The organism is Nocardioides sp., from assembly GCF_051876515.1.
Taxonomy (GTDB): domain Bacteria; phylum Actinomycetota; class Actinomycetes; order Propionibacteriales; family Nocardioidaceae; genus Nocardioides.
Map to the genome: position 1 here is coordinate 1 of NZ_JBJEHY010000205.1, position 6,468 is coordinate 6,468.

Below are 6,468 nucleotides of genomic sequence, written 5' to 3' on the forward strand. Positions count from 1 at the left end.
CACCCACCGGGCAGGTGTCGAGGTGGCACACGCGCATCATGATGCAGCCCGAGACGACCAGCGGAGCGGTGGCGAAGCCGTACTCCTCGGCACCGAGCAGCGCCGCGATGACGACATCGCGACCGGTCTTGAGCTGGCCGTCGGTCTGCACGACGATGCGGTCGCGCAGGCCGTTGAGGAGCAGAGTCTGCTGGGTCTCGGCCAGACCGAGCTCCCAGGGACCACCAGCGTGCTTGAGCGAGGTGAGCGGCGAGGCGCCCGTGCCCCCGTCGTGGCCGGAGACCAGCACCACGTCGGCGTGCGCCTTGGAGACACCCGCCGCGACCGTGCCGACGCCGACCTCGGAGACCAGCTTCACGTGGATGCGAGCCGCCGGGTTGGCGTTCTTGAGGTCGTGGATCAGCTGGGCCAGGTCCTCGATCGAGTAGATGTCGTGGTGCGGCGGCGGGCTGATGAGGCCCACGCCCGGCGTCGAGTGACGCGTCTTGGCCACCCACGGGTACACCTTGTGGCCGGGCAGCTGGCCGCCCTCACCGGGCTTGGCGCCCTGGGCCATCTTGATCTGGATGTCGTCGGCGTTGGTGAGGTACTCGCTGGTGACGCCGAAGCGTCCTGAAGCGACCTGCTTGATCGACGAGCGACGCTCCGGGTCGTACAGACGGTCCGGGTCCTCGCCGCCCTCACCCGTGTTGGACTTGGCACCCAACCGGTTCATGGCGATGGCGAGGGTCTCGTGCGCCTCACGGCTGATCGAGCCGTACGACATGGCACCCGTCGAGAAGCGCTTGACGATCTCGCTGACCGGCTCGACCTCGTCGATGCTGATCGGGGCGCGACCGGTCTCCGCGGCGTCCTTGAAGCGGAACAGGCCACGCAGCGTCATCAGGCGCTCCGACTGCTCGTCGACGCGCGCGGTGTACTGCTTGAAGATGTCGTATCGCCCGTTGCGGGTCGAGTGCTGCAGGCGGAAGACCGTCTCGGGGTCGAACAGGTGCGGCTCACCGCCGCCCTTGATCCCCGGACGGCGCCACTGGTACTCGCCACCGACGTTGAGCTCGCGGTGCGCCGGCAGCACGCCGCCACGGGGGTACGCGGTGGCGTGACGCTGCGCGACCTCCTCGGCGATGGTGTCCAGCCCGATGCCGCCGAGCTTGGAGGTCGTGCCGGTGAAGTACTTGTCGACGACCTCGGCCGACAGGCCGATCGCCTCGAAGATCTGCGCACCGGTGTACGAGGCCACCGTGGAGACGCCCATCTTGGACATCACCTTCACGACGCCCTTGCCGAGCGACTTCACGAGGTTCTTGACCGCAACCTCAGGCTCGACCTTGACGTAGTTGCCCTGGCGGGCGAGGTCCTCGGCGGTCTCCATCGCGAGGTACGGGTTGACCGCCGCGGCACCGAAACCGAGCAGCAGGGCCACGTGGTGGACCTCGCGCACGTCGGCGGCCTCGACGACCAGACCGACCTGCGTACGGGTCTTCTGGCGCACCAGGTGGTGGTGCACCGCGGCCGTGAGGAGCAGCGACGGGATCGGCGCCAGGTCGGCCGTGGAGTGACGGTCCGACAGGATGATGATGCGCGCACCGTCCGCGATGGCGGCCGACACCTCGAGGCAGATCTCCTCGATCTGCGCGGCCAGCGCCTTGCCGCCACCAGCGACCTCGTACAGACCGCGCGAGACGTGCGCGCGCAGGCCCGGGTGGTCGCCGTCGCGGTTGATGTGGCGCAGCTTGGCGAGCTCGTCGTTGGTGATCACCGGGAACGGCAGCACCACCTGGCGGCACGACGCCGCGGTGGGGTCGAGCAGGTTGCCCTCGGGACCCACCGAGCCGTACAGCGAGGTGACGAGCTCCTCACGGATCGCGTCCAGCGGCGGGTTCGTCACCTGCGCGAAGAGCTGTGCGAAGTAGTCGAACAGCAGCCGCGGCTTCTCGCTGAGCGCCGCGATCGGGGTGTCGGTGCCCATCGAGCCGATCGGCTCCGCGGCCGTGCTGGCCATCGGGGCGACGATGACGCGCAGCTCCTCGTCGGTGTAGCCGAACACCTGCTGGCGCCGGGTCACCGAGGCGTGGGTGTGCACCACGTGCTCGCGGTCGGGGATGTCGTTGAGGTTGATCAGGCCCGCGTGCAGCCAGTCTCCGTAGGGGTGCTCCGCAGCCAGCTCCGCCTTGATCTCGGAGTCCTCGATGATGCGGTGCTCCTCGGTGTCGACGAGGAACATGCGGCCCGGGGTGAGGCGGCCCTTGCGCTCGATCGAGGCCGGGTCGAGGTCGAGCACGCCGACCTCGGAGGCCAGGACCACGAGGCCGTCCTTGGTGACCCAGTAGCGCGAGGGGCGCAGGCCGTTGCGGTCCAGGACCGCACCGATCTGGGTGCCGTCGGTGAAGACGACGCAGGCGGGACCGTCCCACGGCTCCATCATCGTGGAGTGGAACTCGTAGAAGGCGCGCCGCTTGGCGTCCATCTCCGCGTTGTTCTCCCACGCCTCGGGGATCATCATCAGCACCGAGTGCGGCAGCGAGCGGCCGCCGAGGTGCAGGAGCTCGAGCACCTCGTCGAACGAGGCCGAGTCGGAGGCACCCGGGGTGCAGATCGGGTACAGGCGCTCGAGGTCGCCGGGGATCACGTCGCTGGCCAGCAGCGCCTCGCGGGCGCGCATCCAGTTGCGGTTGCCCATGACGGTGTTGATCTCGCCGTTGTGGGCGATGAACCGGAACGGGTGGGCCAGCGGCCAGCTCGGGAACGTGTTGGTCGAGAAGCGCGAGTGCACCACGGCCATCGCCGATGCGACCCGCTCGTCGACCAGGTCCGGGAAGAAGTTGTCGAGCTGGTCGGTGGTCAGCATGCCCTTGTACGCGATGGTGCGCGAGGACAGCGACGGGAAGTAGGCACCTGTGTCGCGCTCGGCACGCTTGCGCAGGCAGAACGCCTGACGCTCCAGGTCGAGCCCGGTCAGGGCACCGCCGGCGCCGGTCACGAAGAGCTGGATGAAGCGCGGCATCACGCTGAGCGCCGTGGCGCCCAGGATGTCCGGGTTGACCGGGACCTCGCGCCAACCCAGCGTCGTCAGGCCCTCCTCGGCGGCGATCTTCTCGATCTGCTGCTGGACGGCCGCGACGGACTGGTCGTCACCGGGGATGAACGCGGTACCCACCGCGTACTCGCCGGCGGCGGGAAGGGCGAAGTCGACGACCTCGCGCAGGAACCCGTCAGGGACCTGCATCAGGATGCCGGCACCGTCACCCGAGTTGGCCTCCGCGCCGACGGCACCGCGGTGCTCGAGGTTGCGCAGGGCCGTGAGGGCCTTGCTGACGATGTCGTGACTGGCCACCCCGGTCAGGGTTGCCACGAAGGCGACACCACAGGCGTCCTTCTCATGGCGCGGGTCGTAGAGACCCTGGGGCGGCGGGAAGGCCTGCATCTGGGACGCAGCGTTCGAAAGCACTGGGCTTCTCCCGTCGTCGTGTGCCGGAGACCGTCGGGACGCGAGGGTCAAGGACGGGGTCCGGGCACTTCTGAATGGCGATCGGCAGGGGACGGCGTTGGCCCAAGCCCCCGAACTCTACCATTCCCGACGGCCCCCTCCCCCGGCCAGAACCGGCCACCGAGGGGTGACGTGGGTCTCCGTCCGCAGCGACGGGAAGACTTGCTGCGCCGCGGTGTGTACGACGCAGGATCGTCGGCCGGGATCAGTCCGAGGCGGAGCCGTCCCGGCGCGACGGGACGTCCCCGTCGCTCCCGCTTCCCTTCTCGTCAGCGGCCTGCTCCTCGTCGACCTTCTCCCCGTCCCGGGCGGCCCGGATCCGGGCGGCACGCTCGGGGTCGTGGTAGACCTCCTCCTCGCGCCCGGGCGACCGGCGCTGCGACCAGAGGAAGTACGCGGCAGCCAGCACGAACAGGATGATCGAGGTCCACACGTTGAGGCGCAGCCCGAGGACGTCGTCCATCTGGACGTCGTCGATGCGCAGGTTCTCGATCCACACCCGGCCCGTGGTGTACGCCATCACGTACAGCGCCATGACGCGGCCGTGGCCGAGGCGGAACCTCCGGTCGAGCAGGAGCAGCAGCGCGAAGGCGGCGAGGTTCCACAAGCACTCGTACAGGAAGGTCGGGTGGAAGGTCGCCACGTCGAGGTACCCGGCGGGACGGTGGGCCTGGTCGATCTCGAGCCCCCACGGCAGGTCGGTGGGTCGGCCGAAGAGCTCCTGGTTGAACCAGTTGCCCCAGCGTCCGATCGCCTGCGCGACGAGGACACCCGGAGCCAGGGCGTCCACCAGAGGCGCGAACTTGATGCCGCGCCGCCGCGCGCCGATCCAGAGACCGAGGGCTCCGAAGGCGACGCCGCCCCAGATCCCCAGGCCGCCCTGCCAGACGTACAGGGCGGTGATCGGGTCGCGGCCCTCACCGAAGTAGAGGTGCCAGTCGGTGAGCACGTGGTAGATGCGGCCCCCGACGACGCCGAACGGCACCGCCCACAGGGCGAGGTCGCTGACCTCGCCGGCGTGGCCGCCGCGCTTGACCCAGCGGCGCTCGCCGATCCACACCGCGACGACGATGCCGAGGATGATGCACAGCGCGTACGCGCGCAGGGGAACCGGTCCCAGGTGCCACACCGCCTCGGAGGGGCTCGGGATCGTCCACGCCACCATGTCTCAGTCCTCCTGCAGCAGGGTGTGGATGTCCGTGGCCAGCTCGGTCTGGCTGACCTGCTCGGACCACATGACGGGAGCCTTGTCGTCGCCGTCGAGCGCGTACACACGGGTGCCGTGGGTGATGTCGTAGCCACCCGAGGCCAGCTTCTCGCCCTGATCGATGCCCACGCCCATGCTGCGACCGACGGTGATGATGTCGTCGAGGTCGCCGGTGACGCCGACGAAGCTGGGGTCGTAGCGGGTGACGTACTCGTTGACGACGTCCGTGGTGTCGCGGGCCGGGTCGGTGGTCACGAAGACCACGTCGAGCTGCTCACGCTCAGCGTCGTCGAGGCGGGTCATCGTGGTGGCCAGCGTCGACATCACCTGACCGCAGATGTCGGGGCAGTTGGTGTACCCGTAGAAGACGATCGTGAGGCGCTTGTCGGTGTCACCGGTCAGGCTGAACGGCGAGCCGTCCGGGCCGACCAGAGGCGTCGGGTCGACCTCGAACGGCGTGTCCAGCACGGTCCCGGTGAAGGCGGCCGGCTCGGCCTCCTCCTCACCGCAGGCGGCGAGCACGGCGACGGACGCGAGGGCGGCAGCGGCGGCCACCCAGCGGCGCAGGTCAGCCACGTCGCACACCCCCGGCCAGGTCCTCGGTGAGCGTCGCCAGGGCCTTCAGCCCGCTTCTGTCGTCCGGTGCGTCCAGGAGCGTCCGCACGAAGGCGGAGCCGACGATGACCCCGTCGGCGTACTGCGCGATCTCGGCTGCCTGGTCGCCGTTGCTGACGCCGAGGCCGACCCCGACGGGGAGGTCGGTGGTGGCCTTGGTGCGCGCGACGAGGGGGCCGGCGAGGTCGCTGGTGCTGGTCCGCGCACCCGTCACGCCCATGACCGCGGTGGCGTACACGAAGCCACGGCACGCGGCCGTGGTCATCGCGATCCGCTCGTCGGTGGAGCTGGGTGCGACGAGGAAGACCTTGTCGAGGCCGTGCTCGTCGGCCGCGGAGATCCACTCGGGCGCCGAGTCGGGCGTGAGGTCGGGCGTGATCAGGCCCGCCCCGCCGGCCGAGGCCAGGTCGCGCGCCCAGCGCTCGACGCCGTACCGCTCGACCGGGTTCCAGTACGTCATGACGAGGGTGGGGACGCCGGTGGCCGCGACCGCCTCGACGACCCGCAGCACGTCGGTCGTACGGATCCCGGACTCGAGCGCCTGCTGCGCGGCCGCCTGGATGGTGGGCCCGTCCATGACCGGGTCGCTGTACGGCAGACCGATCTCGATCACGTCGCAGCCGGCCTCGACCATGGTCCGCATCGCGTCGATGGAACCGTCCACGCTCGGGAAGCCTGCGGGCAGGTAGCCCACGAGCGCGCTGCGGCCCCCGGCCCGGGCCTTCGCGAAGGCCACCTCCGTGGTCACCAGCCCGCTCATGCCTGCTCCTTCTCAGCGTCGCCGAGACCGAACCAGCTGATCGCGGTCTCCATGTCCTTGTCGCCCCGGCCCGAGAGGTTGATGATGACCGTCGCGTCGGGGCCCTTCTCCTCGCCCAGGCGTCGGGCCACGTCGAGTGCGCCGGACACTGCGTGGGCCGACTCGATCGCGGGGATGATGCCCTCGGTGCGGGCCAGCAGCGCCATGGCGTCCATCGCCTGCGCGTCCGTCACCGGCGTGTACGTCGCACGTCCAGTCGCGGCGAGGTGGGAGTGCTGCGGACCGACACCCGGGTAGTCCAGGCCCGCGGAGATCGAGTGCGACTCGATCGTCTGGCCGTCCTCGTCCTGCAGCACGTACGTCCGGGCGCCGTGCAGCACCCCGGACTCGCCCGCGTGG

At 70.1% G+C, this 6,468-nt stretch carries 5 protein-coding genes; all 5 read right to left on the reverse strand.

The features are described 5' to 3' along the window. Window positions 1-3,424, reverse strand: a 3,424-nt coding sequence (gene gltB, locus ACI379_RS14950; RefSeq protein WP_439792897.1) for a glutamate synthase large subunit, incomplete at its 3' end; no start/stop codon positions are given. Window positions 3,425-3,692: 268 nt separating this feature from the next. Next, the gene (gene lgt, locus ACI379_RS14955) at window positions 3,693-4,652 is read right to left on the reverse strand and encodes a prolipoprotein diacylglyceryl transferase (protein WP_439792898.1); all 960 of its coding nucleotides are present in this window, start codon (window positions 4,650-4,652) and stop codon (window positions 3,693-3,695) included. Window positions 4,653-4,655: 3 nt separating this feature from the next. Further along, on the reverse strand, window positions 4,656-5,270 hold the full coding sequence (locus ACI379_RS14960) for an SCO family protein (RefSeq protein WP_439792900.1): 615 nt from the start codon (window positions 5,268-5,270) through the stop codon (window positions 4,656-4,658). Beyond that, a complete protein-coding gene (gene trpA, locus ACI379_RS14965; RefSeq protein WP_439792901.1) occupies window positions 5,263-6,069 on the reverse strand; it encodes a tryptophan synthase subunit alpha in 807 nt (268 codons plus the stop codon). The genes ACI379_RS14960 and trpA overlap by 8 nt, the downstream gene beginning before the upstream one ends. Beyond that, window positions 6,066-6,468 (reverse strand): pyridoxal-phosphate dependent enzyme (locus ACI379_RS14970; RefSeq protein WP_439792902.1); only part of this gene is annotated, 403 nt, incomplete at its 5' end. The genes ACI379_RS14970 and trpA, both read right to left, overlap by 4 nt.